The organism is Peribacillus sp. NPDC056705 (genome assembly GCF_043656335.1).
On record NZ_JBHTYI010000027.1, the window covers coordinates 19,578 to 45,031 of the forward strand.

The following is a 25,454-nucleotide window of genomic DNA, read 5'->3' on the forward strand; positions in this document are numbered from 1 at the left end:
TCCTTATCCTAACAGTTCTTGTACTGATTTTCCACGTAACTTAGCTACGTCTTCAGCACGTTTCAATTGCTTCAATCCTTCAATTGTTGCGCGAACCATATTAATAGGTGTATTAGTACCTAGTGATTTAGACAAGATATCGCTAACTCCGCCTAATTCAAGTACCGCACGAACAGGACCACCAGCAATTACTCCTGTACCTTCAGAAGCTGGTTTCAATAGAATGTGACCTGCGCCATAGCGACCGTTCACAAGGTGAGGAATTGTAGTACCAACCATTGGTACAGTAATTAGATTTTTCTTAGCATCCTCAATAGCTTTACGGATAGCATCCGGAACTTCTTGAGCTTTACCAGTACCAAATCCAACATGACCATTTTTATCACCAACAACAACTAGTGCAGTGAAACGGAAACGACGTCCGCCTTTAACAACTTTAGCTACACGATTTACTGTAACTACGCGTTCTTCAAGTTCTAATTTATTAGGATCAATGCTACGCATCTGTTATGTCCCTCCTTATCCATTAAAATTCTAAGCCGTTTTCACGAGCAGCGTCAGCCAATGCTTTTACACGACCATGGAAGAGGTAACCACCGCGGTCAAATACCACAGCTTTGAAACCTTTTTCAACAGCACGTTTCGCAATAAGTTCGCCAACTTTTTGAGCTGCTTCAGCATTGCTACTAGCTTCGATACCGATCTCTTTATCAAGAGTTGAAGCACTTGCTAATGTTACGCCTTTTGCATCGTCAATTAATTGTGCGTAAATGTGTTTGTTTGAACGAAACACATTTAAACGAGGACGAGCTTCTGTTCCAGAAAGCTTAGCACGTACACGCGCATGTCTTTTCTGACGAGTAGCATTTTTATCAAGCTTCGTAATCATTTACGTCACTCCTTTCGTTTACTTATGCGGCATTACTTACCAGTTTTACCTTCTTTACGACGAACGAATTCGCCTTCGTAACGGATACCTTTACCTTTATACGGCTCAGGCGGGCGAACATCACGGATATTAGCTGCTAGAGCTCCTACACGTTCTTTGCTTGCACCTTTGATGATTACTTTTGTATTAGAAGGAACTTCGACTTCAACGCCAGCTTCTGGCTCTATTTCTACAGGGTGGGAATATCCTACGTTAAGGATAAGCTTGTTACCTTGCTTTTGTGCACGGTACCCAACCCCAATAAGTTCAAGTGATTTTACAAAACCTGTTGATACACCTTCAACCATGTTAGAGATAAGTGCGCGAGTAGTACCGTGTAAAGAACGGTGAGCCTTCTCGTCAGACGGACGTGTAACAGTTAACACGTTCTCTTCAACAACGATTGAAAGGTCAGGATTGAATGATCTAGTTAATTCACCTTTAGGTCCTTTAACAGTTACTTCACTACCAGTAATAGTAACTGTTACGCCTGCAGGGATTTCAATAGGTTTTTTACCTATACGAGACATAATGTGCACCTCCATTCTTGTGAAAATGTATTACCAAACGTATGCTAAAACTTCTCCGCCAACTTGTTTAGAGCGAGCTTCCTTGTCTGTTAAAACTCCGTGAGAAGTAGAAACAATTGCGATACCTAAACCGTTAAGAACGCGTGGTACCTCTCCAGTTTTTGCATATACACGCAAACCAGGTTTGCTGATACGTTTTAGACCAGTGATAACACGTTCGTTGTTTGCACCGTATTTTAAGAAGATACGGATGATACCTTGTTTGTTGTCTTCGATTAATTCAAAGTCACGTACGAAGCCTTCACTTTTTAAGATCTCAGCGATTTCCTTTTTGATCTTTGAAGCAGGAACTTCCAGTTTTTCGTGACGAACCATATTCGCATTACGGATGCGAGTAAGCATATCTGCAATAGGATCTGTCATGACCATTATATTTTACCTCCTTCCCAAACTCGGGTTTTACCAGCTAGCTTTTTTAACGCCAGGAATTTGTCCTTTATATGCAAGTTCGCGGAAACAAATACGACAAAGTTTAAATTTACGTAATACAGAATGTGGACGTCCGCAACGTTCGCAACGTGTATATTCTTGTACTTTAAATTTCTGTTCGCGTTTTTGCTTTACGATCATAGACTTTTTAGCCACGATTTCGCCTCCCTTTATTTAGAGATTACTTTTGGAACGGCATTCCAACTTGAGTAAGTAGTTCACGAGCTTCTTCGTCAGTGTTGGCAGTCGTTACGATAACGATGTCCATACCACGAACTTTGCTCACTTTATCGTAATCAATCTCAGGGAAGATAAGTTGTTCTTTAACGCCTAATGTATAGTTCCCACGTCCGTCAAAGGATTTCTTTGAAACGCCGCGGAAATCACGTACACGCGGTAAAGATACAGATACTAGCTTATCAAGGAATTGATACATACGCTCTCCACGTAATGTAACTTTCGCTCCGATAGGCATACCTTCACGCAAACGGAAGCCTGCGATTGATTTTTTTGCTTTTGTTATAACTGGTTTTTGACCTGTGATCAATGTAAGTTCTTCAACAGCTGTATCCAAAGCTTTCGAGTTAGATACTGCGTCACCCACACCCATGTTAATAACGATTTTCTCAATGTTTGGTACTTGCATTACTGATTGATAGTTGAATTTACCCATCAATGACGGTGTAATTTCACTTTTGAATTTTTCTTTAAGGCGGCTCATTGCTTAGTGTACCTCCCTTCATTTATGACTTATTTATCTAAAGATTCACCTGAAATTTTAGCTACGCGTACTTTTTTACCATTTTCGATCTTATATCCAACACGAGTCGGTTTACCTGATTTAGGATCAAGTGGCATTACATTGGATACGTGAATAGCAGCTTCTTTACTGATAATTCCACCTTGTGGATTAAGTTGAGATGGCTTGGAATGCTTTTTCACGATGTTAATTCCTTCAACAAGCACACGATTTTGTTTCGGATATGCAGAAAGAATTGTTCCTTGTTTGCCTTTGTCCTTACCAGAGATGACTACGACTTTGTCACCTTTTTTAACATGCATTAGCTTGGCACCTCCTTGAAAGGCTTTATACAAATTTTACATATTATAGAACTTCTGGAGCAAGAGAAACGATCTTCATGAAACTATTGTCACGTAATTCACGAGCAACAGGTCCAAAAATACGTGTTCCACGTGGGCTCTTATCGTCACGGATAATTACACATGCGTTTTCATCAAAACGAATGTAAGAACCGTCAGGACGACGCATACCACGTTTTGTACGGACAACAACAGCCTTAACGACTTCACCTTTTTTAACAACGCCTCCTGGTGTTGCCTGTTTAACTGTACAAACGATGATATCACCGATGTTTGCAGTTTTACGGCCAGAACCACCTAGGACTTTAATTGTTAGCACTTCACGAGCACCAGAATTGTCAGCGACTTTTAAACGAGATTCTTGTTGAATCATGTACGGTACCTCCCTTCGGAATTAGCTTAATCCGAACTATATTAAATGATTACTGCTTTTTCTACTACTTCTACAAGACGGAAGCGTTTTGTAGCTGAAAGTGGACGAGTTTCCATGATACGTACTACGTCGCCTGCTTTAGCTTCGTTTAGCTCGTCATGAGCTTTAAACTTTTTAGAGTATTTAACGCGTTTACCGTATAAAGAATGCTTTTTATAGGTTTCTACAACTACTGTAACTGTTTTATCCATTTTGTCGGATACTACGCGTCCAGTGTAGATTTTGCGTTGGTTGCGTTCGCTCATTCTGCAAACCTCCATTCATTATCGATTAGTGACACCGATCTCTCTTTGACGAACAACTGTTTTCATACGAGCAATCGATTTGCGAACTTCACGGATGCGAGCTGTATTTTCAAGTTGTCCAGTAGCTAACTGGAAACGAAGATTAAATAGTTCTTCTTTAAGAGATTTTAGTTTTTGTTCAATTTCAGCAGTGGTTAGATCTTTGATTTCATTAGCTTTCATTTGTTTCACCACCAATTTCCTCTCTTTTTACAAACTTGCATTTGATTGGAAGTTTGTGTGCTGCAAGGCGCAATGCTTCTCTTGCCACCTCTTCAGATACACCAGAGATTTCAAACATAACTTTGCCCGGTTTAACTACTGCTACCCAACCTTCAGGAGCACCTTTACCGGAACCCATCCGTACTTCAAGCGGCTTAGCTGTGTAAGGTTTGCTTGGGAAGATTTTGATCCAAACTTTCCCTCCACGTTTCATATAACGAGTCATCGCAATACGAGCTGCTTCGATTTGGCGGTTTGTGATCCAGGAAGCTTCTTGAGCTTGAAGTCCAAATTCTCCGAAATGAACTTCAGTGCCGCCCTTAGCCATCCCTCTCATCTTACCGCGGTGTTCACGACGGTATTTTACGCGTTTTGGCAATAACATATTATTTTCCTCCTTCCTCAGATTTCTTCTTAGTAGGAAGAACTTCTCCACGGTAGATCCAAACTTTCACGCCTAGCTTACCGTAAGTAGTATCTGCTTCAGCATGAGCATAATCTATGTCTGCACGAAGTGTGTGAAGTGGAACTGTTCCTTCGCTGTAATGTTCAGCACGAGCAATATCAGCACCGCCAAGACGACCAGAAACTTGAGTTTTGATTCCTTTTGCTCCAGAACGCATAGTACGTTGGATAGCTTGCTTTTGAGCGCGACGGAATGAAACACGGTTTTCTAATTGACGAGCGATGTTTTCTGCAACCAATTTTGCGTCAAGATCTGCTCTTTTAATTTCAATGATATTGATATGAACTCTTTTGCCAGTCAACTGGTTCAAAGCTTTACGAAGTGCTTCGACTTCAGTACCGCCTTTACCGATAACCATTCCTGGTTTAGCAGTGTGGACAGATACATTGATACGGTTAGCTGCACGTTCGATTTCAACTTTTGAAACAGAAGCATCATTTAGACGTTTCGCGATATATTCACGAACTTTGATGTCTTCATGCAAAAGAACTGCGTAGTCTTTATCAGCGTACCATTTGGATTCCCAGTCACGGATTATCCCGATACGCATACCGATTGGATTTACCTTTTGACCCACAGATTACCCCTCCTTCTTTTCTGATACAACGATTGTAATATGACTAGTACGTTTGTTAATTGCACTCGCACGACCTTGAGCGCGAGGACGGAAACGTTTTAATGTTGGTCCTTCGTTAACGTATGCCTCTGAAACGACTAGGTTATTAATATCCATTTCGTAGTTATGTTCTGCATTTGCAATAGCAGATTTCAGAATTTTTTCTACGACTGGAGAAGCAGATTTTGGTGTTAAGCGAAGAATCGCTACTGCTTCACCTACTTGTTTTCCTCGAATTAAATCTGCGACTAAACGCACTTTACGAGGAGCAATACGAACTGTTTTAGCGACAGCTTTAGCTTGCATGAGATGCCCTCCTCTCATTAACGTCTTGTTTTCTTGTCATCACTTGCGTGACCTTTATAAGTGCGTGTAGGCGCGAATTCGCCTAGTTTGTGACCTACCATATCTTCTGTTACATAAACCGGCACATGCTTACGACCGTCATAAACGGCGATTGTGTGTCCGATGAATTGCGGGAAGATTGTTGAGCGACGAGACCAAGTTTTTACTACCTGTTTCTTGTCAGCTTCATTTAACTTTTCAACTTTAACCAATAAATGATCATCAACAAAAGGTCCTTTTTTTAAGCTACGACCCATGCGAGTACCTCCCTTCGTGACTGTTCTACGGTTCTATATATGAACCGTAGTTCAATCCCGTTATTTTTTACGACGACGTACGATAAATTTATCGGATTTATTTTTCTTCTTACGAGTTTTGAATCCAAGAGTAGGTTTACCCCATGGAGACATTGGTGATTTACGTCCGATTGGCGCTTTACCTTCACCACCACCGTGTGGGTGATCATTCGGGTTCATTACAGATCCACGAACTGTTGGGCGTTTACCTAACCAACGGTTACGGCCAGCTTTACCAATGTTGATAAGTTCATGTTGTTCATTACCAACTTGACCGATAGAAGCACGGCAAGTAGCAAGAATCATACGAACCTCACCTGAGTTTAAACGTACTAGTACATAACGACCTTCTTTACCAAGTACTTGAGCAGATGTTCCTGCTGAACGGACTAATTGTCCACCTTTTCCTGGTTTAAGTTCGATGTTATGAATTACTGTACCAACTGGGATATTGATAAGAGGTAGAGCGTTACCCACTTTGATGTCAGCTTCTGGACCTGACATAACTTCCAAACCTACTTCTAGGTTTTTCGGAGCTAGGATATAACGTTTTTCTCCATCAACGTAATTAATTAATGCAATGTTTGCAGAACGATTTGGATCGTACTCAATAGTAGCAACGCGTCCTGGTATACCATCTTTATTCCGTTTGAAATCGATGATACGGTATTGACGCTTGTGGCCGCCACCTTGATGACGAACTGTTAACTTACCTTGGTTATTACGGCCGCCTTTGCTGTGTAAAGGAGCAAGTAATGATTTTTCCGGTTTGTCTGTAGTGATCTCAGCAAAATCGGAAGTTGTCATATTACGTCGACCGTTAGAGGTAGGTTTATACTTCTTAATCGCCATTTGTATTTCCCTCCTTCTCTAATGAATTAAGCCTCGAATAGCTCGATTTCTTTGCTGTCAGCAGTTAATTTAACAATAGCTTTACGGCGCTTGTTAGTATAGCCTGCATGTTTGCCCATGCGTTTGAATTTACCTTTGTAATTCATGATGTTTACTTTCTCAACTTTAACGCCGAAAATTTCTTGAACAGCATCTTTAACTTGAGTTTTATTAGCTCTAACATCAACTTCAAAAGTATATTTCTTTTCAGCCATTATGTCTGAAGAGCGTTCAGTGATTACGGGGCGCTTAATGATATCGCGTGCATCCATTATGCAAGCACCTCCTCTACTTTTTCGACAGCTGATTTAGTCAAGATCAATTTGTTGTGTGAAACAACATCAAGAACATTAAGACCATCAGCTTCAACTACAGTAACACCAGGGATGTTACGTGCAGAAAGAGCAACTTTCTCATCTAAACCGTCAGTAACCACTAATGTTTTAGTGTCAACAGAAAGGTTTTTAAGAACCGCTACAAACTCTTTTGTTTTTGGAGCTTCGAAAGACAAGCTTTCAAGTACCAAAATGTTCTCTTCCAATGCCTTTGCAGACAATGCAGATTTAATAGCTAAACGACGTACCTTTTTAGGCAGCTTGTAAGAGTAAGATCTTGGAGTTGGTCCAAAAACAATACCACCGCCACGCCATTGTGGAGAACGGATAGAACCTTGACGCGCACGTCCAGTTCCTTTTTGTTTCCAAGGTTTACGTCCACCGCCTGCTACTTCAGAACGGTTTTTAACTTTATGAGTTCCTTGACGTAAGGAAGCTCTTTGCATGATGATTGCTTCAAATAATACGTGATTATTAGGTTCGATACCAAAGATGGATTCATTTAGTTCGATGTCGCCAACTTGAGAACCTGTTTGGTTGAACAATGTAACTTTTGGCATTCTATTGCTCCTCCTTTCTTAGAAATTACTTTGCTTTAACAGCAGATTTAACTTTGATCAATGCTTTTCTAGCACCAGGTACATTACCTTTGATCAATAGTAGGTTACGTTCAACATCAACTTTAACGATAGCTAAGTTTTGAACAGTGATTTGTTCTCCACCCATACGTCCTGGTAAAAGTTTACCTTTGAATACGCGGTTTGGAGCTACAGGACCCATTGAACCTGGGCGACGGTGGTAACGAGAACCGTGAGACATTGGTCCGCGAGATTGTCCATGACGCTTGATAGAGCCTTGGAATCCCTTACCTTTTGAAATTCCTGATACATCTACTAAATCGCCTTCAGCGAAAATACTAACATTGACTTCTTGACCGATCTCATATTCGTTAAGATCCGTTCCGCGGAATTCGCGAATGAAGCGCTTAGGAGTAGTATTTGCTTTTTCAACATGGCCCTTTTCAGGTTTGTTAGAAAGCTTTTCACGTTTGTTTTCAAAACCAACTTGAACTGCTTCATAGCCATCAGTTTCAACAGTTTTCTTTTGAAGAACCACGTTATTAGCAGCTTCGATAACTGTTACCGGAATAAGTTCACCGTTTTCAGCAAAAACTTGAGTCATACCGATTTTTCTTCCTAAGATTCCTTTGGTCATAAGTCACACCTCCTAGAGTAATTGTTCATATTTATATGAATTATAATTTGATTTCAATGTCAACGCCTGATGGTAAATCTAAACGCATCAATGAGTCAACTGTTTGTGGAGTTGGATTAACGATGTCGATTAGACGTTTATGCGTACGCATTTCGAATTGTTCACGAGAGTCTTTGTATTTATGAACCGCACGTAGGATCGTATATACCGATCTTTCAGTAGGTAATGGAATCGGACCAGATACAGCCGCACCAGAACGTTTTGCAGTTTCAACAATTTTCTCAGCAGATTGATCAAGAATTCTGTGATCATATGCTTTTAAACGGATACGAATTTTTTGTTTTGCCATAATTTTCCCTCCTTTTCGCCTATTTTAAAATAGACCTTCTCAATGGAAATTTCCCACACACTCGCCATGGCAAAGCGGCCGGGTGTGTCAGCAACCTTCCATATCATCGCAGTCAAAGACCAACATTGTCTATTATACATATAACACAAGTGAAATGCAAGATAAACTTAGATTTTTCTTGTGCAACACACTTTTATTATTATACATACTTTCACAAGTATTTACAAGTACATTCTTCGTGGACTTTCATATCCATTTTCTTCATTTCGGGAATGTTCAAGATACCCATAAAATTCCCTTCATTTTTTTACAGATATAATATAGAAGAAAGTATATTCTTTAAAAATAAAAAAGAAGCAGATGGCGTCCCATCTGCTTCTTCCGGAAGGCGTCCCTTCCAATATTGTTTTATTGAATCAATTATTCTTGGATTGTAGCAACTACGCCAGCGCCAACAGTACGTCCACCCTCACGGATAGAGAATTTAGTACCTTCTTCGATAGCGATTGGAGCGATAAGTTCTACAGTCATTTCGATGTTGTCTCCAGGCATAACCATTTCTACGCCTTCAGGAAGGTTACAAATACCAGTTACGTCAGTTGTACGGAAGTAGAACTGAGGACGGTAGTTTGTAAAGAATGGAGTGTGACGTCCACCTTCTTCTTTAGAAAGAACATAAACTTCAGCTTTGAACTTTGTGTGTGGAGTGATAGTGCCTGGTTTAGCAAGAACTTGTCCACGTTGGATATCTTCACGGGATACACCACGAAGAAGTGCACCGATGTTGTCACCAGCTTCAGCATAGTCAAGAAGTTTACGGAACATTTCAACACCAGTTACTGTTGTTGGTTTAGACTCTTCGTTGAAACCGATGATGTCAACAACGTCACCGACTTTAACTTGTCCACGCTCAACACGGCCAGTAGCAACTGTTCCACGACCAGTGATTGAGAATACATCCTCAACAGGCATCATGAATGGTTTTTCAGTGTCACGAGTTGGTTCTGGGATATACTCGTCAACAGCTGTCATTAATTCATGAATTTTTTCTTCCCATTCAGCTTCTCCTTGAAGAGCTTTTAGAGCAGATCCTTTGATAACTGGAATGTCATCGCCAGGGAATTCGTATTCAGAAAGAAGGTCACGAATTTCCATTTCTACTAATTCAAGAAGTTCTTCGTCATCAACCATGTCGCATTTGTTCATGAATACTACTAGGTATGGTACACCTACTTGACGAGAAAGAAGGATATGCTCACGAGTTTGTGGCATTGGGCCATCAGCAGCAGATACTACTAGGATTCCGCCGTCCATTTGTGCAGCACCAGTGATCATGTTTTTAACATAGTCAGCATGTCCTGGGCAGTCAACGTGTGCATAGTGACGAGTAGCTGTTTCGTACTCAACGTGTGCAGTAGAGATTGTGATACCACGTTCTCTTTCTTCTGGAGCACCATCGATTTGGTCATAAGCGCGAGCTTCTGCGCCACCAGATTTAGCAAGTACAGTTGTGATTGCAGCAGTTAAAGTTGTTTTACCATGGTCGACGTGACCAATTGTTCCAACGTTAACGTGCGGTTTTGAACGATCAAATTTAGCTTTTCCCATTAGGAATTCCTCCTTAAAATTATAAATAATAGATTAAGTATATAGGGGCTGTGAAAGAAGACTAATTCTTCCATCACAGCTTACATAAGATAGTTATACTTTAATAAGAGATGAAAATCAATTATTCACCTTTATTTTTTTTGATGATTTCTTCAGAAATGCTCTTAGGTACTTCTTCATAATGATCGAAGTGCATAGAGAATGTTCCGCGTCCTTGAGTGTTAGAACGTAGAGATGTAGCATATCCGAACATTTCAGATAGTGGAACCATCGCTTTAACCATTTGTGTGTTACCGCGAGCTTCCATACCTTCTACACGTCCACGACGAGATGTGATATCTCCCATGATGTCGCCTAGGTAATCTTCTGGAATAACTACTTCCACTTTCATGATTGGTTCAAGGATGACAGGACTACATTTAGAAGCTGCATTTTTAAGTGCCATGGATGCAGCGATTTTAAATGCCATTTCATTGGAGTCAACGTCATGGTAAGATCCGTCGAATAATTTTGCTTTGATGTCGACTAGCGGGTAACCAGCAAGTACACCACGGTCAAGTGAATCAACTAATCCAGCTTGTACAGCAGGGATATATTCACGTGGTACTACACCACCGACGATAGCATTTTCAAATTCGAATCCTTTACCTTCTTCGTTTGGACCAAATTCGATCCATACGTGTCCAAATTGTCCACGACCACCAGATTGGCGAACGAATTTACCTTCAACCTTAGCTGAACCACGGAAAGTTTCACGGTATGCTACCTGAGGAGCACCAACGTTTGCTTCCACTTTGAACTCGCGACGCATACGGTCAACAAGGATGTCCAAGTGAAGTTCACCCATACCAGCGATGATAGTTTGACCAGTTTCTTGGTCAGTGTGCGCACGGAATGTTGGATCTTCATCTTGAAGCTTTTGTAAAGCTTGAGACATTTTGTCTTGGTCTGCTTTTGATTTCGGTTCAACTGATAGTGAGATAACTGGCTCTGGGAATACCATGGACTCAAGAATTACTTGGTTCTTGTCATCACAAAGAGTATCTCCAGTTGTAGTATCTTTCAATCCTACAGCAGCTGCGATATCTCCTGCATATACAGTGGATATTTCTTCACGGCTGTTTGCGTGCATTTGAAGGATACGTCCAATACGTTCACGTTTTCCTTTAGTTGAGTTGATTACATAAGATCCGGATTCTAATGTACCTGAGTACACACGGAAGAATGTAAGTTTACCAACGTAAGGGTCAGTCATAACTTTAAACGCTAAAGCCGAGAACGGTTCAGCATCATCTGAATGACGTTCCACTTCTTCTTCTGAATCCGGTAATGTACCTTTGATAGCTGGTACATCCAAAGGAGATGGAAGGAAGTCGATAACGTTATCAAGCATTAATTGAACACCTTTGTTTTTGAAAGCTGATCCGCAAATAACAGGGAAGAATTCAACATTAACGGTTGCTGTACGAATAGCTGCTTTCAATTCAGCAATGCTGATTTCTTCGCCGCCAAGGTATTTTTCCATTAAGTCTTCATTAACTTCTGCTACTGCTTCAATTAACTTCTCACGGTATTCTTCAGCTAATTCTCGGTGTTCTTCAGGAATTTCACCGACAGTGATATCAGTTCCTAGGTCATTACCATAGAAATGAGTTTTCATTTCAATAAGGTCGATGATTGCAGAGAATTGATCCTCTGCTCCGATTGGTAACTGAACTGGGTGAGCGTTAGCTTGTAAACGGTCGTGGATTGTTCCAACTGAATACAAGAAATCTGCACCGATTTTGTCCATTTTGTTTACGAATACGACACGCGGTACACCGTATGTTGTAGCTTGGCGCCAAACTGTTTCAGTTTGAGGCTCAACACCTGATTGGGCATCAAGTACAGCTACAGCTCCATCAAGTACGCGCAAAGAGCGTTCAACTTCAACTGTGAAGTCTACGTGTCCTGGTGTATCGATGATGTTTACACGATGACCTTTCCATTGTGCAGTTGTTGCAGCGGAAGTGATCGTGATTCCGCGTTCTTGTTCCTGTTCCATCCAGTCCATTTGTGAAGCACCTTCGTGCGTTTCACCAATTTTGTGGATTTTACCAGTATAATATAGAACACGTTCTGTTGTAGTCGTTTTACCAGCATCGATGTGAGCCATGATACCGATATTACGAGTGTTTGCTAAGGAGAACTCTCTTGCCATTTGGTCTTTCTCCTTCCTTCTATAAGGATTTTATAGTGTTTGATCTTACCAGCGATAATGTGCGAAAGCTTTGTTGGCTTCAGCCATTTTGTGAGTATCTTCACGTTTCTTAACTGCTGCTCCAGTGTTGTTAGCAGCATCCATGATTTCATAAGCTAAACGCTCTTCCATCGTTTTTTCTCCACGAAGGCGAGAGTAGTTTACTAACCAACGAAGTCCTAGAGTCGATTTGCGGTCTGGACGCACCTCAACTGGTACTTGGTAGTTAGCTCCACCCACACGGCGTGCTTTTACTTCTAGTACAGGCATGATGTTTTTAAGTGCTTGATCGAAAACTTCGATCGGCTCATTGCCAGTACGTTCTTTGATTAAATCAAATGCAGAGTAAAGAATTTTTTGTGATTTACCTCTTTGTCCATCAACCATTAATTTGTTGATTAAGCGAGTCACAAGTTTTGAATTATATATTGGATCTGGTAATACGTCTCTTTTCGTTACAGGTCCTTTACGAGGCATTATATTTCCTCCTTTCAAGAAAGTTCAATTTTTGTTTAAGATTATTTTTTTGCTGCTTTCGGACGCTTAGTACCGTATTTAGAACGGCCTTGCATACGATTGTTAACTCCAGCTGTATCAAGAGCACCACGTACGATATGGTAACGTACCCCTGGTAAATCTTTAACACGACCGCCACGGATAAGAACCACGCTGTGTTCTTGTAGGTTGTGACCGATACCTGGGATATAAGCTGTTACCTCGATACCGTTTGTTAAACGTACACGCGCATATTTACGTAACGCGGAGTTTGGTTTTTTCGGTGTCATAGTACCCACACGAGTGCAAACACCACGTTTTTGCGGAGATGATACGTTAGTTTGTGCTTTTTTAAAGCTGTTGTAGCCTTTGTTAAGTGCTGGAGATTTTGAATTAACCTCTTTAGACTCGCGTCCTTTACGCACTAATTGATTAATAGTAGGCATTACATTTTTCCTCCCTTCACGTTTTCATTTCTAGTACCACACATCCAGGTGGTTCATAAATGGGTAAAAACAAAGTCTTTGCAAATATAATTGCAAAAACATCTTTACTTTTTGATGGCAACAGTTGCTGCTCCGACATCAATACCACATGCTTTGCCAAGCATTCTCATCGAATCAACATATGTGATAGGAACATCCAATTCTTTGGCTGTCTCAACGACACGCCCAGTCAAGTATATATCTGCATCATCAGCGATGATAACTTCTTGAATTAAATTGTTTTTAAGAGCTCTAACTGCTTGTTTCGTCCCTATAATCACTGACTTTGCCTGTATTACTTTTTCATAAGACATGGTCCATATCCTCCAAAGTTACAGGGTAACATAGGAGCACCTTTGCTATAGTATCATTATTAGTCGGATACTGTCAACTTCTTTCAAAAAAATAATTCAAGCAAAAGGTTTTCCTTACATCATTCTATTAAGAATATCAAATTACCTAATCGGAATATATCAAACCCTCATACTGCTTTTCGGTCAGCCAAGAGTAATAAGAGAGACCAGCTCAATTAACTCTGATCCTTCAGCTCCAATGGGATACAGGAGTGGAGGTTTCAGTTTAAATTATTGAGCTGGTCCTTTTTTCCTTTAATCCACGGTTACGGTATCGGCACTTTCGTCACCAACAACGACAGGGTTTGCTTTTCTGTATCTAAGCATTCCCGTTCCTGCAGGGACAAGTTTACCGATGATGACATTTTCTTTAAGCCCAAGCAATTCATCACGTTTTCCTTTTATTGCTGCATCAGTCAAGACTCTTGTTGTTTCTTGGAATGACGCGGCAGACAAGAAGGAATCCGTTTCTAGAGATGCTTTTGTGATACCTAGCAATACAGGGCGTCCTGTAGCCGGTAATTTGTTGGTCAGCAATGCATCAGTGTTTGCAGTAGTGAACTGGTTAACATCCAATAATGTTCCTGGAAGCACTTCAGTTTCACCTGCATCAAGCACACGGACTTTACGCATCATTTGTCTAACCATTACCTCGATATGTTTATCGCCGATTTCAACACCTTGCATCCGGTAAACTTTTTGTACTTCATGAAGCAGGTATTCCTGAACAGTAAGTACGTCTGTAACCTTCAGCAATTCTTTCGGATCGATGGAACCCTCTGTCAACTCTTCACCACGACGGACAGGTGTATCAACAGTTACTCTTAAACGCGCTGTGTACGGCGCAGTATACGTGCGTGATTCAACAGCACCTTGAACAACGATTTCCTGTTGTTTATCCCGAATTTCATTAATCGAAACAATCGTTCCTTCGATTTCGGAAATGACAGCTTGACCTTTAGGGTTTCTCGCTTCAAATATCTCTTGGATACGAGGAAGACCTTGAGTGATATCGTCCCCAGCAACCCCACCTGTATGGAATGTACGCATCGTCAACTGTGTACCAGGTTCTCCGATTGATTGAGCGGCAATAATACCGACTGCTTCGCCCACTTCAACTTCTTGACCTGTAGCCAAGTTGCGTCCATAACATTTTTTACATACACCATGGCTGGTATTACATGTAAAGGCGGAACGAATCCATGCTGTTTCAATTCCAAGTGATTCAATATAGTTAGCAAGATCTTCAGTAATAAGGTCGTTTTCAGCCACGATTACTTCATTTGTTTCTGGATGTCTGATCGCTTTTCTTGCATAACGGCCAATTAGGCGCTCTTCAAGATGCTCAATTATTTCAGTACCCTCTCTCAAGGCTGAAATTTTCAAGCCGCGGTCCGTTCCGCAATCGTCATCACGGATGATGACATCTTGTGCAACGTCAACAAGTCGACGGGTAAGGTAACCGGAATCGGCTGTTTTAAGCGCTGTATCGGCAAGACCTTTACGCGCACCATGTGTAGAGATGAAGTACTCCAACACGGTTAAACCTTCACGGAAACTTGATTTGATCGGTAATTCAATGATACGTCCAGCCGGGTTGGCCATCAAACCACGCATACCCGCAAGCTGCGTAAAGTTGGAAGCATTACCACGGGCACCGGAGTCACTCATCATGAAGATCGGGTTGCGTCGGTCCAGTGAGTCCATAAGTTTGGACTGAATGGTATCCTTGGCAGCACTCCAGATTGAAATGACGCGATCATAACGCTCATCCTCAGTAATAAGACCGCGTCTGAATTGTTTCAAGACGTTATCCACTTTGGTTTGAGCCTCAGTGATGATTTCTTGTTTTTCTTTTAAAACGACGATATCAGCCACACCAACGGTAATACCAGCTTTTGTCGAATATTTGAATCCAAGATCTTTCATCCGGTCAAGCATTTTGGATGTTTCGGTAATTTTAAAGCGTTTAAAGACTTCCGCAATGATATTTCCAAGAATTTTTTTCTTGAAAGGATCGATAGCAGGTTGGGCCTTAATCAACTCAGGGATATTAGCGCCTTTTTCCACAAAATATTTCTCTGGAGTTTTCGTTTCCAAATTATATCGTGTCGGTTCGTTAATATACGGGAATGATTTAGGTAAAATTTCATTGAAGATCAATTTACCAACAGTCGTAATGAGAAGTTGGCCGTTTTGTTCTTCAGTGAAAGTTTCATTATTCAGTGACGATGCATGTACGGCACAACGGGAATGTAAGTGTACATATCCGTTTTGGTATGCAAGCAATGCTTCACTTGTATCTTTAAAGATCATACCCTCACCGATAGCGCCTTCTCTTTCCAATGTTAAGTAATAGTTACCTAATACCATATCTTGAGAAGGTGTAACGACAGGCTTACCATCTTTAGGGTTCAAAATGTTCTGTGCTGCAAGCATAAGCATGCGTGCTTCGGCTTGGGCTTCAGAAGATAGAGGAACATGGACCGCCATTTGGTCACCATCAAAGTCAGCGTTGTAAGCTGTACATACGAGCGGGTGCAAACGAATTGCGCGACCTTCAACCAACGTTGGTTCAAATGCCTGGATCCCAAGTCTGTGAAGAGTCGGTGCACGGTTCAATAGTACTGGGTGTTCTCTAATGACTTCTTCTAATACATCCCAAATTTCAGGAGATAAACGTTCAATTTTACGCTTAGCGGATTTGATGTTATGTGCCAGGCCTCTTTGAACAAGCTCCTTCATAACGAATGGTTTGAATAATTCAATCGCCATTTCTTTTGGAAGACCGCATTGGTACATCTTTAAGTTTGGTCCGACTACGATAACGGAACGGCCAGAATAATCAACACGTTTACCAAGAAGGTTTTGACGGAAACGACCTTGTTTACCTTTTAACATGTGAGATAAAGATTTTAACGGACGGTTACCAGGTCCAGTTACCGGACGGCCGCGACGGCCATTATCGATGAGTGCATCGACTGCTTCTTGCAGCATACGCTTCTCATTTTGAACGATAATGCTTGGTGCTCCAAGGTCCAGTAATCTTTTCAACCGATTATTACGGTTGATAACACGGCGATATAAATCATTTAGGTCAGATGTGGCAAAACGTCCTCCATCAAGTTGAACCATTGGACGAAGTTCCGGTGGAATGACCGGAAGCACGTCAAGGATCATCCATGAAGGCTCATTTCCGGAGTTACGGAATGCTTCAAGCACTTCCAAGCGTTTGATTGCACGGGTTCTGCGTTGTCCTTGAGCTGTTTTAAGCTCCTCTTTCAACGACTCTACTTCCTTTTCCGTATCAATATCTTGCAAAAGTTTTTTAATAGCTTCCGCACCCATGGCAGCTTGGAATTTCTTACCGTATTTTTCACGGTATGTACGATATTCCTTTTCGGAAAGAAGCTGTTTCTTTTCTAAAGTTGTATCGCCCGTTTCAGTTACGACGTAAGATGCAAAGTAAATGACTTCTTCCAAAGCCCGTGGAGACATGTCAAGTACAAGTCCCATACGGCTAGGGATTCCTTTGAAATACCATATGTGTGAAACTGGAGCTGCCAGCTCAATATGACCCATACGCTCACGACGCACCTTAGCACGAGTGACTTCAACGCCACAACGGTCACAGACTACGCCTTTATAACGAACACGCTTATATTTTCCGCAATGACATTCCCAGTCCTTTTGAGGTCCAAAAATTCTCTCACAGAATAAACCGTCTTTTTCTGGCTTTAACGTACGATAGTTGATTGTTTCTGGTTTTTTAACTTCTCCATGGGACCAAGAACGAATCTTGTCTGGTGAAGCAAGACCAATTTTCATATACTCAAAATTATTAACGTCTAACAAGGGGCCTACCTCCCTTTTAATCTCCAGGTTTAACCCTTGATTGCCGTCAAATATCAGGCAATCTTACACCGGATGATGGTTGATTGAATCAATAAGGCTCTAACAAGGCAGCATGATCTTCAAATGAACATCTCGCTGCCAGTCAGAGCAGGTAATATATAACTAGATATGTTTATATTTAATTTTATTCTTTGACAGGTGCCCCTACTTCGGAAGCAACCATATCCTTAGTTTCTGAATCAAGGCTTAATTTGTCCGCTTGGTTGGCATCATCTTCATCTTCCAAATCACGCATTTCGATTTCACGATCTTCGGCATTGAGGATTTTAACATCCAATCCTAAACTTTGAAGCTCCTTAATCAATACTTTGAAGGACTCAGGAACGCCAGGTTCAGGGACATTTTCACCTTTGACAATCGCCTCGTACGTTTTAACACGGCCTACGACATCATCTGATTTAACGGTAAGGATTTCTTGTAATGTATAAGCAGCACCATAAGCTTCAAGTGCCCATACTTCCATCTCACCGAAACGCTGTCCGCCAAATTGCGCTTTACCACCAAGTGGTTGCTGCGTAACAAGGGAGTAAGGTCCAGTTGAACGCGCATGAAGTTTATCATCGACCATATGTGCCAGTTTGATCATATACATGACACCCACTGATACACGGTTATCGAATGCTTCACCTGAACGGCCGTCATAAAGGACTGTTTTTGCATCACGTGACATCCCGGCTTCTTCAATCGTACCCCAAACATCTTCCTCAGTGGCACCATCGAATACAGGAGATGCTACATGAATGCCAAGTGCGCGTGCAGCCATACCTAAGTGAAGCTCCAACACCTGACCGATGTTCATACGTGAAGGTACACCCAATGGGTTTAACATGATGTCTACTGGAGTGCCATCTGGTAAATAAGGCATATCTTCTTCAGGAAGAATCCTGGAGATTACCCCTTTGTTACCATGTCGTCCAGCCATTTTATCGCCTTCATGGATTTTACGTTTTTGAACGATATATACACGTGCGAGTTGGTTTACACCAGGAGGCAGTTCATCTCCGTCTTCTCTGTTGAATACTTTAACATCAAGAACGATTCCGCCGCCGCCGTGAGGTACACGAAGTGATGTATCCCTTACTTCACGTGCTTTTTCACCGAAGATCGCATGTAATAGACGTTCCTCAGCTGTCAGTTCCGTTACACCTTTAGGCGTGACTTTACCAACGAGAAGGTCTCCGTCTTTCACTTCTGCACCCACACGGATAATTCCGCGCTCATCAAGATTACGAAGCGCATCTTCCCCTACGTTAGGGATATCACGGGTGATTTCTTCAGGCCCTAATTTTGTATCGCGTGATTCAGATTCATATTCTTCAATATGAATGGAAGTGTACACATCATCTTTAACCAATCGTTCACTCATGATGATGGCATCTTCATAGTTATATCCATCCCATGTCATGAAGGCAACCAATACGTTACGGCCAAGTGCCAACTCACCTTTTTCCATTGAAGGACCATCAGCAAGGATTTCACCTTTTACAACGTTGTCGCCAACACTTACGATAGGGCGTTGATTATAGCACGTTCCTTGGTTGGAACGAATGAATTTTAATAGACGGTATTTATCAAGGTTTCCTTTTACTTGCTGTCCGTCAACTTCGCTTACCCTACGTACCCATACTTCACGTGATTCAACGTGCTCTACGATACCAGGGTGTTTACAGATTACGGCAGCACCGGAGTCTTTCGCTGAAACATACTCCATACCCGTTCCAACTCGAGGGGCTTCCGGTTGCAGCAAAGGAACTGCTTGACGTTGCATGTTCGCTCCCATAAGGGCACGGTTGGAGTCATCATTTTCCAAGAAAGGAATACATGCTGTCGCAGCAGATACTACCTGTTTAGGAGATACATCCATGTAATCTACGCGGTCACGCGGAACAACGGTATTTTCACCGCGGAAACGTGCAACAACATCGTTATCAAGGAATGAGCCGTCATCTGACAGTCGTACATTCGCTTGGGCAACTACATAATTATCTTCCTCATCAGCTGTTAAGTAGTCGATTTGGCTTGTAATTCTGCCTGTTTCAGGGTCCACACGGCGATATGGTGTTTCAATGAAGCCATATGGGTTAACCTTTGCAAAACTGGATAACGAGTTAATCAAACCAATATTCGGTCCCTCAGGCGTTTCAATCGGACACATGCGGCCATAGTGGGAATAATGAACGTCACGTACTTCAAAGCCAGCACGCTCACGTGTCAGACCACCAGGTCCCAATGCCGATAGACGACGTTTATGTGTCAGTTCGGCCAACGGGTTCGTTTGATCCATGAATTGGGAAAGCTGTGAGCTTCCAAAGAACTCTTTAATGGATGCAATGACCGGGCGAATGTTGATTAGTTGCTGTGGAGTGATTGTATTCGTATCCTGAATGGACATTCTTTCACGGACAACACGCTCCATACGGGATAAACCAATTCTGAATTGGTTTTGCAGCAATTCACCAACGGAACGCAGACGACGGTTACCTAAATGGTCAATGTCATCCGTGATTCCCACACCATGCAATAAATTAAAGAAATAACTGATGGAAGAAATGATATCAGCCGGTGTAATGTTTTTGACCTGGTCGGTCACATAGGCATTACCGATGATATTGATCACTTTTTCGCCTTCAGCATCGTTTGGCGCAAACACTTTAATAGGTTGAAGAAGAGTTTCTTCCTCTACTACACCACCTGATGGATGGAATGTTTTGAATCCGATTCCACCTTCGATATGAGGCAGGATCCTATCAAGAGTCCGGCGATCAAGCATTGTCCCTTTTTCAACGATGATTTCACCTGTTTCGGGATCAATCAAAGTCTCTGCAATACGTTGTCCGAATAAACGGTTCTTGATATGCAGTTTTTTATTGATTTTATAACGGCCTACATTAGCTAAATCATAACGTTTCGGATCAAAAAAGCGTGATACTAAAAGACTTTTCGCGTTTTCGACAGTAGGCGGTTCACCCGGGCGTAGACGCTCATAGATTTCTAGTAATGCTTTTTCTACACTCTCGGTGTTATCCTTTTCAAGAGTGTTGCGAAGGTATTCGTTGTCGCCGATCAAATCGATGATTTCTTGATCTGTTCCGAATCCAAGGGCACGCATCAATACCGTGATCGGTAATTTCCTAGTGCGGTCGATCCGAACATACACAACATCCTTGGCGTCTGTTTCATATTCGAGCCATGCGCCACGGTTAGGAATAACGGTCGCAGAGAATCCAAGCTTACCGTTTTTATCCATTTTCCCATTGTAGTAAACACTCGGTGAGCGCACTAATTGGGATACAATTACCCGTTCAGCACCATTGATGACAAATGTACCTGTTTCAGTCATCAGCGGGAAGTCGCCCATGAATACATCCTGGTCTTTAACTTCCCCTGTTTCTTTGTTAACAAGGCGCACTTTCACACGAAGTGGTGCAGAATACGTAACATCGCGTTCTTTTGTTTCTTCCACAGAATACTTCGGCTCAGCTAAGCTGTAATCGATGAATTCTAACGATAAATTACCTGTAAAATCCTCAATAGGAGAAATATCCTGGAACATTTCCTTTAAACCTACATCTAGAAACCATTGATAAGAAGCTGTTTGAATTTCAATCAGATTCGGAAGATCCAAAACCTCACTGATTCTTGCATAACTTCTACGTTGGCGGTGTCGTCCATACTGAACAAGTTGACCTGTCAACTGATTCACCCCTTAAATCAAGCGTTATAAGGATCCATTTGCCTCGGAAAAGGAATCATTTCCATAGACAAAAAGAAAATGGTTTTTATTTTAAAAACCACTATTTCTCATAAAACGAACTATTATTTATATATTTTTTCCATATTATCCATTGATTATACATCAATGGTATAAAAATTGCATAGTTACGGAATTATATATATGCATTTTATAATACTAACATAGCGAAAATTTAGAGTCAAACCTTTTTGGATAATAGTATATAGTAACCTTTTTTCTTAACGGGCACTTCAACATTTCCAAATAATTGCTCCATTTTATCCATTGCGGATGGAGCCCCTTGTTTTTTTTGAATGACAACCCATAATTCTCCACCAGCTACCAAACTGCGATAGCCTTCTTCTAAAATTTCGTGGACTACACTTTTACCTGCGCGAATGGGAGGGTTCGTAAGAATCGCCGCGAATTGATTGGAGGCAACTTTGTCAAAACGATCACTTTCGTAAATCTTCACATTTGCGATTCCATTAGAAGCTGCATTCTCTTTTGACAATTCAACTGCCCGGCTATTTATATCAATCATTTCTAGCGTTCTATCGGGATAAGCTGCCGCAATCGATATACCGATTGGCCCATAACCGCAACCAACATCGAGAATATCTCCTTCCACAGCTTCATCAAGGTTAAAACTCTCAACCAAAAGACGCGATCCGAAATCAACTTCCTTTTTCGAAAAAACACCATTATCGCTTTTGAAGCGAAATGTACGTCCCTTTAATGTGAAATCCCAAAATTTCGGATTGCTTACGACATCCGGTTTATGTGAGTAGTAATGCTCTGTCAGAGTCATCTCCCCCTATCAGAAAGGAATATTGAAGATTTAATGAGAGAAGAGAATTGAAGAATGGATGCTTGCACGCCGGAATGTCCGAATAACGAAATCCTCTCGTTACCAAACCATTAACGGCCAGTTTCCGTCATTTCTTTAAAAATGAAGAAAAAAAGCCCGCCAGTGATAGCGAGCTTTTTGTTTATGCAAGATTACTTAACTTCAACGCCAGCTCCAACTTCTTCAAGTTTAGCTTTGATTTCTTCAGCTTCTTCTTTAGAAGCGCCTTCTTTGATTGCTTTTGGAGTGTTGTCAACAAGTTCTTTTGCTTCTTTAAGTCCAAGACCTGTAACTTCACGTACAGCTTTGATAACTTTGATTTTTTGATCTCCAGCAGATGTAAGGACTACATCAAACTCAGTTTTTTCTTCAGCAGCAGCGCCACCAGCAGCAGCTACAGCTACAGGTGCAGCAGCAGTTACGCCGAATTCTTCTTCGATTGCTTTTACAAGGTCGTTTAATTCTAAAACAGTCATATTTTTAACTGCTTCAATGATTTGATCTTTAGTCATTTTTATTTCCTCCTCGAAATGGTTGGTTTTTTTTGAATCAATAGGCTAGATAAGCGGTTAGCTTACGCGCCTTGTTCTTCTTTTTGCTCTGCAACAGCTTTTGTAGCAAGAGCAAGTCCGCGCATAGGTGCTTGTAGCACGCTGAGTAGCATTGAAAGTAGGCCTTCGCGTGAAGGTAGTTCTGCAAGAGCTTTAATTTCTTCAGCAGTTGCAACATTTCCTTCGATAACTCCGGCTTTGATTTCTAAAGCTTCATGTTTTTTCGCAAAATCGTTAAGGATTTTTGCTGGCGCAATAACATCTTCATTTGAGAATGCAATTGCGTTTGGACCTGTTAATGATTCGTTCAAAGCGCCAAGTTCAGCACTTTCAGCAGCACGGCGAGTTAATGAGTTTTTGTAAACTTTAAACTCAACGCCAGCTTCACGAAGTTGCTTACGAAGTTCTGTTACTTCAGCAACAGTCAATCCACGGTAGTCAACAACTACTGTTGATTGGCTTGAAGTTAACTTATCAGAAATCTCAGCAACGATTTTTTGCTTTTGTTCAATAATTGCGTTCATCCTTACACCTCCTGTAGATTTGCTTGAAAACATTTATACCGTTTCAAAGAAAAAGCCTTCATCTCTATTGCAGACATGAAGGCAGTAATTTCAAAAGTCATAGTCTAGGACTATTATTATCGAATTACCTCGGCAGGGAATTAAGCTCGTAATGAGCACCTACTGTCTACGGTACAAATAGTATTCATTTATTCACAACAAAACTTATTATAACAATAATAGTTTTGGTATGTCAATTATTTATTGAAAGTAGAAGGATCAACTTTCACACCAGGGCCCATTGTAGTTGTTACAGAAACGTTTTTCATGTAAGTCCCTTTAGCAGCCGCAGGTTTAACTTTTAATAATGTATCATAAATAGCAGTGAAGTTTTCCACTAGTTTAGCATCTTCGAAAGATACTTTACCGATTGGAGCATGGATGTTACCAGCTTTATCTACGCGGTATTCAACTTTACCAGCTTTGATTTCATTAACAGCTTTCGTTACATCGAAAGTTACTGTGCCAGTTTTAGGGTTAGGCATTAGACCTTTAGGTCCTAATACACGGCCAAGTTTACCAACTTCACCCATCATGTCTGGAGTCGCAACGATTACATCGAATTCGAACCATCCTTGTTGGATTTTGTTGATGTAGTCAGATTCGCCAACGTAGTCAGCACCAGCAGCTTCCGCTTCTTTTGCTTTTTCGCCTTTAGCGAACACTAATACACGTTGAGTTTTACCAGTACCATTCGGCAGAACAACAGCTCCACGAATTTGTTGGTCAGCTTTCTTAGGGTCTACGCCTAAACGGAAAGCAACTTCAACAGTCGCATCGAATTTTGCGAAGTTTGCTTTTTTAGCAACTTCGATTGCTTCAGTTACAGCATAAGCCTTAGAAACTTCTACAAGCTTAGCTGCTTCAAGATACTTTTTACCTTTTTTCGCCATGATATAAATCCTCCTAAATTGTGGTTTTAACGGAATGACCTCCCACGAATAAAGGTTGCGAGTATCAATCGCAACCCCGTAGAAACAAATAGCAATTACATGGATTAGTCTTCGATGACAATACCCATGCTGCGAGCAGTACCTTCAACCATACGCATTGCAGCTTCAACACTTGCAGCGTTTAGGTCAGGCATTTTAGTTTCAGCAATCTCGCGCACTTGATCACGCTTGACTGTAGCAACTTTATTACGGTTAGGTTCACCAGAACCAGACTCGATACCAGCTACTTTCTTAAGCAATACTGCAGCCGGCGGAGTTTTTGTAATGAATGTAAATGAACGGTCTTCAAATACCGTGATTTCAACAGGAATAATTAGACCAGCTTGATCTGCTGTACGAGCGTTGAACTCCTTACAGAATCCCATGATGTTTACACCAGCTTGACCTAATGCAGGACCGACTGGCGGTGCCGGATTCGCTTTACCAGCAGGAATTTGCAATTTAACCATTTTAATTACTTTTTTAGCCACGAGACACACCTCCTTATAAGTCCGTGATGTGGTAATAGGGTAATACCCTCCCACTCATCTTGAATTCTTTATCTATTAATAAAGAATGCTTGTATCGTTGAGGCCTAAAAATTGAAACATACTGACCTTTGAAATTTTACCACTTTCAAAAGGCAATTTCAAGTTTTTTTCCGTTTATAATTTTTCCACTTGATTAAAATCAAGTTCAACCGGTGTATCACGACCGAACATATTGACCAGGACCCTTACTTTCCCTTTGTCTTTATCAAGTTCTTCAATTGGTCCTGCAAAGGTTGCGAAAGGTCCTTCTTTAACTTGAACCGTATCACCGATTTCAAAATCAACTTCGATTTTGCTTTCATCTACGCCCATTCGTTTAAGGACGACTTCAATTTCTTCCGGAAGCAACGCAGTCGGTTTTGACCCAGCTCCAGACGAACCTACGAAACCTGTTACGCCAGGCGTATTCCGGACAACGTACCATGAATCATCCGTCATGATGATTTCAACCAATACATACCCTGGGAATACTTTCTTTTTTGTCACTTTCTTTTTGCCGTCTTTCACTTCAGTTTCTTCTTCTTCTGGAACTACAACGCGAAAGATCTTGTCTTCCATCCCCATAGTTTCAACACGTTTTTCCAAGTTAGCCTTAACCTTGTTCTCATAACCTGAATAGGTGTGAACTACATACCAATTCTTTTCCATGTGTTAGGACTTTAACGTCCTTCCCTCCCTG

Annotated in this window: 32 protein-coding genes and 1 other annotated feature; all 32 genes read right to left on the reverse strand. The window is 41.3% G+C overall.

Going from position 1 to position 25,454, the window contains the following annotated elements; all coding sequences use genetic code 11:
* Window positions 1-3: 3 nt before the first annotated feature.
* Window positions 4-504 (reverse strand): 30S ribosomal protein S5, encoded by a 501-nt coding sequence (gene rpsE, locus ACFRAK_RS22095; RefSeq protein WP_034304987.1) that lies wholly within the window; start codon window positions 502-504, stop codon window positions 4-6.
* Between the two features lie 22 nt (window positions 505-526).
* Window positions 527-889, reverse strand: a complete 363-nt coding sequence (rplR, locus tag ACFRAK_RS22100; RefSeq protein ID WP_053349055.1) for a 50S ribosomal protein L18 — start codon at window positions 887-889, stop codon at window positions 527-529.
* Window positions 890-921: 32 nt separating this feature from the next.
* A complete protein-coding gene (gene rplF / locus ACFRAK_RS22105; protein ID WP_387604870.1) occupies window positions 922-1,458 on the reverse strand; it encodes a 50S ribosomal protein L6 in 537 nt (178 codons plus the stop codon).
* Window positions 1,459-1,488: 30 nt separating this feature from the next.
* Window positions 1,489-1,887 carry a 30S ribosomal protein S8 gene (gene rpsH / locus ACFRAK_RS22110; protein WP_034304995.1) on the reverse strand — a complete coding sequence of 133 codons (399 nt, stop codon included), beginning with the start codon at window positions 1,885-1,887 and terminating at the stop codon, window positions 1,489-1,491.
* Window positions 1,888-1,917: 30 nt separating this feature from the next.
* On the reverse strand, window positions 1,918-2,103 hold the full coding sequence (locus ACFRAK_RS22115) for a type Z 30S ribosomal protein S14 (RefSeq protein ID WP_034304998.1): 186 nt from the start codon (window positions 2,101-2,103) through the stop codon (window positions 1,918-1,920).
* A 25-nt stretch (window positions 2,104-2,128) separates the two neighbouring features.
* Window positions 2,129-2,668, reverse strand: coding sequence for a 50S ribosomal protein L5 (rplE, locus tag ACFRAK_RS22120; RefSeq protein ID WP_048677889.1), 540 nt, complete (start codon window positions 2,666-2,668; stop codon window positions 2,129-2,131).
* A 29-nt stretch (window positions 2,669-2,697) separates the two neighbouring features.
* Window positions 2,698-3,009 (reverse strand): 50S ribosomal protein L24, encoded by a 312-nt coding sequence (gene rplX / locus ACFRAK_RS22125; RefSeq protein ID WP_034305002.1) that lies wholly within the window; start codon window positions 3,007-3,009, stop codon window positions 2,698-2,700.
* A gap of 43 nt (window positions 3,010-3,052) precedes the next feature.
* A complete protein-coding gene (gene rplN, locus ACFRAK_RS22130; RefSeq protein ID WP_034305005.1) occupies window positions 3,053-3,421 on the reverse strand; it encodes a 50S ribosomal protein L14 in 369 nt (122 codons plus the stop codon).
* 41 nt (window positions 3,422-3,462) lie between these two features.
* Window positions 3,463-3,726, reverse strand: coding sequence for a 30S ribosomal protein S17 (gene rpsQ / locus ACFRAK_RS22135; protein WP_048677887.1), 264 nt, complete (start codon window positions 3,724-3,726; stop codon window positions 3,463-3,465).
* Between the two features lie 18 nt (window positions 3,727-3,744).
* Entirely contained in the window at window positions 3,745-3,948 is a 204-nt protein-coding gene (gene rpmC, locus ACFRAK_RS22140; RefSeq protein ID WP_034305010.1) for a 50S ribosomal protein L29, read from the reverse strand.
* Window positions 3,938-4,372, reverse strand: a complete 435-nt coding sequence (rplP, locus tag ACFRAK_RS22145) for a 50S ribosomal protein L16 (protein WP_034305012.1) — start codon at window positions 4,370-4,372, stop codon at window positions 3,938-3,940. Before rplP ends, rpmC begins: the two co-directional genes overlap by 11 nt.
* Window position 4,373: 1 nt before the next feature.
* Window positions 4,374-5,030 carry a 30S ribosomal protein S3 gene (gene rpsC, locus ACFRAK_RS22150; protein WP_034305014.1) on the reverse strand — a complete coding sequence of 219 codons (657 nt, stop codon included), beginning with the start codon at window positions 5,028-5,030 and terminating at the stop codon, window positions 4,374-4,376.
* Between the two features lie 3 nt (window positions 5,031-5,033).
* The gene (rplV, locus tag ACFRAK_RS22155) at window positions 5,034-5,375 is read right to left on the reverse strand and encodes a 50S ribosomal protein L22 (RefSeq protein WP_034305017.1); all 342 of its coding nucleotides are present in this window, start codon (window positions 5,373-5,375) and stop codon (window positions 5,034-5,036) included.
* Between the two features lie 17 nt (window positions 5,376-5,392).
* Window positions 5,393-5,671, reverse strand: coding sequence for a 30S ribosomal protein S19 (gene rpsS / locus ACFRAK_RS22160; RefSeq protein WP_034305018.1), 279 nt, complete (start codon window positions 5,669-5,671; stop codon window positions 5,393-5,395).
* A gap of 60 nt (window positions 5,672-5,731) precedes the next feature.
* Window positions 5,732-6,562: a 50S ribosomal protein L2 gene (gene rplB / locus ACFRAK_RS22165; RefSeq protein ID WP_034305021.1), complete on the reverse strand. Its 831-nt coding sequence runs from the start codon at window positions 6,560-6,562 to the stop codon at window positions 5,732-5,734.
* Window positions 6,563-6,588: 26 nt separating this feature from the next.
* A complete protein-coding gene (gene rplW, locus ACFRAK_RS22170; protein WP_034305023.1) occupies window positions 6,589-6,873 on the reverse strand; it encodes a 50S ribosomal protein L23 in 285 nt (94 codons plus the stop codon).
* Complete coding sequence (rplD, locus tag ACFRAK_RS22175) at window positions 6,873-7,496, reverse strand: 50S ribosomal protein L4 (RefSeq protein ID WP_192207444.1); 624 nt, start codon at window positions 7,494-7,496, stop codon at window positions 6,873-6,875. The genes rplW and rplD overlap by 1 nt, the downstream gene beginning before the upstream one ends.
* A 25-nt stretch (window positions 7,497-7,521) precedes the next feature.
* Entirely contained in the window at window positions 7,522-8,151 is a 630-nt protein-coding gene (rplC, locus tag ACFRAK_RS22180; RefSeq protein WP_192207443.1) for a 50S ribosomal protein L3, read from the reverse strand.
* 40 nt (window positions 8,152-8,191) lie between these two features.
* Window positions 8,192-8,500, reverse strand: coding sequence for a 30S ribosomal protein S10 (gene rpsJ, locus ACFRAK_RS22185; RefSeq protein ID WP_019244375.1), 309 nt, complete (start codon window positions 8,498-8,500; stop codon window positions 8,192-8,194).
* A 420-nt stretch (window positions 8,501-8,920) separates the two neighbouring features.
* Window positions 8,921-10,108, reverse strand: a complete 1,188-nt coding sequence (tuf, locus tag ACFRAK_RS22190; RefSeq protein WP_192207442.1) for an elongation factor Tu — start codon at window positions 10,106-10,108, stop codon at window positions 8,921-8,923.
* A gap of 121 nt (window positions 10,109-10,229) precedes the next feature.
* Window positions 10,230-12,308, reverse strand: coding sequence for an elongation factor G (gene fusA / locus ACFRAK_RS22195; protein WP_260288190.1), 2,079 nt, complete (start codon window positions 12,306-12,308; stop codon window positions 10,230-10,232).
* A 45-nt stretch (window positions 12,309-12,353) separates the two neighbouring features.
* Complete coding sequence (rpsG, locus tag ACFRAK_RS22200; RefSeq protein ID WP_048677878.1) at window positions 12,354-12,824, reverse strand: 30S ribosomal protein S7; 471 nt, start codon at window positions 12,822-12,824, stop codon at window positions 12,354-12,356.
* A gap of 41 nt (window positions 12,825-12,865) precedes the next feature.
* Window positions 12,866-13,288, reverse strand: a complete 423-nt coding sequence (gene rpsL / locus ACFRAK_RS22205) for a 30S ribosomal protein S12 (RefSeq protein ID WP_034305038.1) — start codon at window positions 13,286-13,288, stop codon at window positions 12,866-12,868.
* 104 nt (window positions 13,289-13,392) lie between these two features.
* Window positions 13,393-13,641: a 50S ribosomal protein L7ae-like protein gene (locus tag ACFRAK_RS22210; RefSeq protein ID WP_034305040.1), complete on the reverse strand. Its 249-nt coding sequence runs from the start codon at window positions 13,639-13,641 to the stop codon at window positions 13,393-13,395.
* Between the two features lie 294 nt (window positions 13,642-13,935).
* On the reverse strand, window positions 13,936-17,535 hold the full coding sequence (gene rpoC / locus ACFRAK_RS22215) for a DNA-directed RNA polymerase subunit beta' (RefSeq protein ID WP_144553522.1): 3,600 nt from the start codon (window positions 17,533-17,535) through the stop codon (window positions 13,936-13,938).
* A 184-nt stretch (window positions 17,536-17,719) separates the two neighbouring features.
* Complete coding sequence (gene rpoB, locus ACFRAK_RS22220; RefSeq protein ID WP_192207440.1) at window positions 17,720-21,289, reverse strand: DNA-directed RNA polymerase subunit beta; 3,570 nt, start codon at window positions 21,287-21,289, stop codon at window positions 17,720-17,722.
* A gap of 238 nt (window positions 21,290-21,527) precedes the next feature.
* Complete coding sequence (locus ACFRAK_RS22225) at window positions 21,528-22,133, reverse strand: class I SAM-dependent methyltransferase (protein WP_387604888.1); 606 nt, start codon at window positions 22,131-22,133, stop codon at window positions 21,528-21,530.
* A 197-nt stretch (window positions 22,134-22,330) separates the two neighbouring features.
* A complete protein-coding gene (gene rplL, locus ACFRAK_RS22230; protein WP_048677872.1) occupies window positions 22,331-22,690 on the reverse strand; it encodes a 50S ribosomal protein L7/L12 in 360 nt (119 codons plus the stop codon).
* 62 nt (window positions 22,691-22,752) lie between these two features.
* Window positions 22,753-23,253: a 50S ribosomal protein L10 gene (rplJ, locus tag ACFRAK_RS22235; RefSeq protein ID WP_192207438.1), complete on the reverse strand. Its 501-nt coding sequence runs from the start codon at window positions 23,251-23,253 to the stop codon at window positions 22,753-22,755.
* Window positions 23,254-23,292: 39 nt separating this feature from the next.
* Window positions 23,293-23,443 (reverse strand) — a sequence feature (ribosomal protein L10 leader region).
* A gap of 46 nt (window positions 23,444-23,489) precedes the next feature.
* Window positions 23,490-24,185, reverse strand: coding sequence for a 50S ribosomal protein L1 (rplA, locus tag ACFRAK_RS22240; protein ID WP_192207437.1), 696 nt, complete (start codon window positions 24,183-24,185; stop codon window positions 23,490-23,492).
* Between the two features lie 104 nt (window positions 24,186-24,289).
* Window positions 24,290-24,715: a 50S ribosomal protein L11 gene (gene rplK / locus ACFRAK_RS22245; protein WP_034305057.1), complete on the reverse strand. Its 426-nt coding sequence runs from the start codon at window positions 24,713-24,715 to the stop codon at window positions 24,290-24,292.
* Between the two features lie 174 nt (window positions 24,716-24,889).
* Window positions 24,890-25,423 (reverse strand): transcription termination/antitermination protein NusG, encoded by a 534-nt coding sequence (nusG, locus tag ACFRAK_RS22250; protein ID WP_048677866.1) that lies wholly within the window; start codon window positions 25,421-25,423, stop codon window positions 24,890-24,892.
* Window positions 25,424-25,454 lie beyond the last annotated feature (31 nt).

Bases quoted from the DNA above. Each gene is read 5' to 3' on its own strand.
- rpsE (WP_034304987.1), bottom strand. From the start codon at position 504: ATGCGTAGCATTGATCCTAATAAATTAGAACTTGAAGAACGCGTAGTT.
- rplR (WP_053349055.1), bottom strand. From the start codon at position 889: ATGATTACGAAGCTTGATAAAAATGCTACTCGTCAGAAAAGACATGCG.
- rplF (WP_387604870.1), bottom strand. From the start codon at position 1,458: ATGTCTCGTATAGGTAAAAAACCTATTGAAATCCCTGCAGGCGTAACA.
- rpsH (WP_034304995.1), bottom strand. From the start codon at position 1,887: ATGGTCATGACAGATCCTATTGCAGATATGCTTACTCGCATCCGTAAT.
- rplE (WP_048677889.1), bottom strand. From the start codon at position 2,668: ATGAGCCGCCTTAAAGAAAAATTCAAAAGTGAAATTACACCGTCATTG.
- rplX (WP_034305002.1), bottom strand. From the start codon at position 3,009: ATGCATGTTAAAAAAGGTGACAAAGTCGTAGTCATCTCTGGTAAGGAC.
- rplN (WP_034305005.1), bottom strand. From the start codon at position 3,421: ATGATTCAACAAGAATCTCGTTTAAAAGTCGCTGACAATTCTGGTGCT.
- rpsQ (WP_048677887.1), bottom strand. From the start codon at position 3,726: ATGAGCGAACGCAACCAACGCAAAATCTACACTGGACGCGTAGTATCC.
- rpmC (WP_034305010.1), bottom strand. From the start codon at position 3,948: ATGAAAGCTAATGAAATCAAAGATCTAACCACTGCTGAAATTGAACAA.
- rplP (WP_034305012.1), bottom strand. From the start codon at position 4,372: ATGTTATTGCCAAAACGCGTAAAATACCGTCGTGAACACCGCGGTAAG.
- rplV (WP_034305017.1), bottom strand. From the start codon at position 5,375: ATGCAAGCTAAAGCTGTCGCTAAAACAGTTCGTATTGCTCCTCGTAAA.
- rpsS (WP_034305018.1), bottom strand. From the start codon at position 5,671: ATGGGTCGTAGCTTAAAAAAAGGACCTTTTGTTGATGATCATTTATTG.
- rplB (WP_034305021.1), bottom strand. From the start codon at position 6,562: ATGGCGATTAAGAAGTATAAACCTACCTCTAACGGTCGACGTAATATG.
- rplW (WP_034305023.1), bottom strand. From the start codon at position 6,873: ATGGATGCACGCGATATCATTAAGCGCCCCGTAATCACTGAACGCTCT.
- rplD (WP_192207444.1), bottom strand. From the start codon at position 7,496: ATGCCAAAAGTTACATTGTTCAACCAAACAGGTTCTCAAGTTGGCGAC.
- rplC (WP_192207443.1), bottom strand. From the start codon at position 8,151: ATGACCAAAGGAATCTTAGGAAGAAAAATCGGTATGACTCAAGTTTTT.
- rpsJ (WP_019244375.1), bottom strand. From the start codon at position 8,500: ATGGCAAAACAAAAAATTCGTATCCGTTTAAAAGCATATGATCACAGA.
- tuf (WP_192207442.1), bottom strand. From the start codon at position 10,108: ATGGGAAAAGCTAAATTTGATCGTTCAAAACCGCACGTTAACGTTGGA.
- fusA (WP_260288190.1), bottom strand. From the start codon at position 12,308: ATGGCAAGAGAGTTCTCCTTAGCAAACACTCGTAATATCGGTATCATG.
- rpsG (WP_048677878.1), bottom strand. From the start codon at position 12,824: ATGCCTCGTAAAGGACCTGTAACGAAAAGAGACGTATTACCAGATCCA.
- rpsL (WP_034305038.1), bottom strand. From the start codon at position 13,288: ATGCCTACTATTAATCAATTAGTGCGTAAAGGACGCGAGTCTAAAGAG.
- ACFRAK_RS22210 (WP_034305040.1), bottom strand. From the start codon at position 13,641: ATGTCTTATGAAAAAGTAATACAGGCAAAGTCAGTGATTATAGGGACG.
- rplL (WP_048677872.1), bottom strand. From the start codon at position 22,690: ATGACTAAAGATCAAATCATTGAAGCAGTTAAAAATATGACTGTTTTA.
- rplJ (WP_192207438.1), bottom strand. From the start codon at position 23,253: ATGAACGCAATTATTGAACAAAAGCAAAAAATCGTTGCTGAGATTTCT.
- rplA (WP_192207437.1), bottom strand. From the start codon at position 24,185: ATGGCGAAAAAAGGTAAAAAGTATCTTGAAGCAGCTAAGCTTGTAGAA.
- nusG (WP_048677866.1), bottom strand. From the start codon at position 25,423: ATGGAAAAGAATTGGTATGTAGTTCACACCTATTCAGGTTATGAGAAC.